The organism is Streptomyces thermocarboxydus, from assembly GCF_024760485.1.
GTDB lineage: Bacteria > Actinomycetota > Actinomycetes > Streptomycetales > Streptomycetaceae > Streptomyces > Streptomyces cellulosae.
The window spans coordinates 655,822-656,706 of record NZ_CP058273.1 but is presented as its reverse complement, the minus strand read 5'-3'; the positions used below and the strand labels follow the sequence as shown (position 1 = coordinate 656,706).

General features: G+C 73.1%; 1 protein-coding gene and 1 pseudogene. One reads left to right on the top strand and one right to left on the bottom strand.

The genetic code is table 11. The annotated features are described in order from the left end of the window. A partial coding sequence (locus AY578_RS03010; protein ID WP_420341301.1) for a TerD family protein occupies positions 1-717 on the top strand: 717 nt, incomplete at its 5' end. 22 nt (positions 718-739) lie between these two features. Here the strand turns inward: AY578_RS03010 and AY578_RS03005 are convergent. Continuing rightward, positions 740-885 (bottom strand): annotated as a pseudogene (locus AY578_RS03005) (glycosyltransferase); the annotation flags it as partial.

Below are 885 nucleotides of genomic sequence, written 5' to 3'. Positions count from 1 at the left end.
GCCCCGGTGGCCCCGCCGGTCGCGCCCCCGGTCACCGTGCCGCAGCCGCCGCCCCCGCCCGTCGCGCCCCCGGCGCCCGTCCAGCTCACCAAGGTGACGCTCACCAAGGCCGCGCCCTCCGTGTCGCTCACCAAGCAGGGCGGCACCTCGGGCTCCCTGCATGTCAACCTCAACTGGGAGGTGCGCAAGCAGTTCTCCGGCTGGGCCGCCAAGCTGGGCCGCCCGGTCGCCATGCATGCCGACCTCGACCTCGACCTGTGCGCCCTGTGGGAGCTCACCGACGGCAGGAAGGGCGTCGTCCAGGCCCTCGGCAACGCCTTCGGCTCGCTGCACCAGCCGCCGTTCATCCACCTCGACGGCGACGACCGCACCGGCGCCTCGGCGAGCGGCGAGAACCTCACCGTCAACCTCGACCACAAGCACCAGTTCCGGCGCATCCTCGTCTTCGTCACCATCTACGAGGGCGCCCGCTCCTTCGCCGACCTGCACGCGACGGTCACCCTCCGCCCGCAGCACGGCGCGCCCATCGACTTCTCCCTCGACGAGTGCACCGTCCCCTCCACGGTGTGCGCGCTCGCGCTCATCACCAACAACGGCGGCGACCTGGTCGTCCAGCGCGAGGCCCGCTACCTCGTCCCGGAGCGCGGCGTCAGCCCGCAGCGCACCGTCGACCACGCCTACGGCTGGGGCATGAACTGGACGCCCGGCCGCAAGTGAGGGACGGTCAGGTCCGCGTCCGTCAGGGCTCGTCGGCGGCGGTCTCCGGGCGGGCGTAGGTGCGGCCCTTCCAGGCGGCGCCACGCCCGCGACGGTGCTGCACCGCCGAGTCCACCGTCATCAGCAGATAGAGGAACGCGGTCACCGGCAGCAGCGGCGCGAGCCACA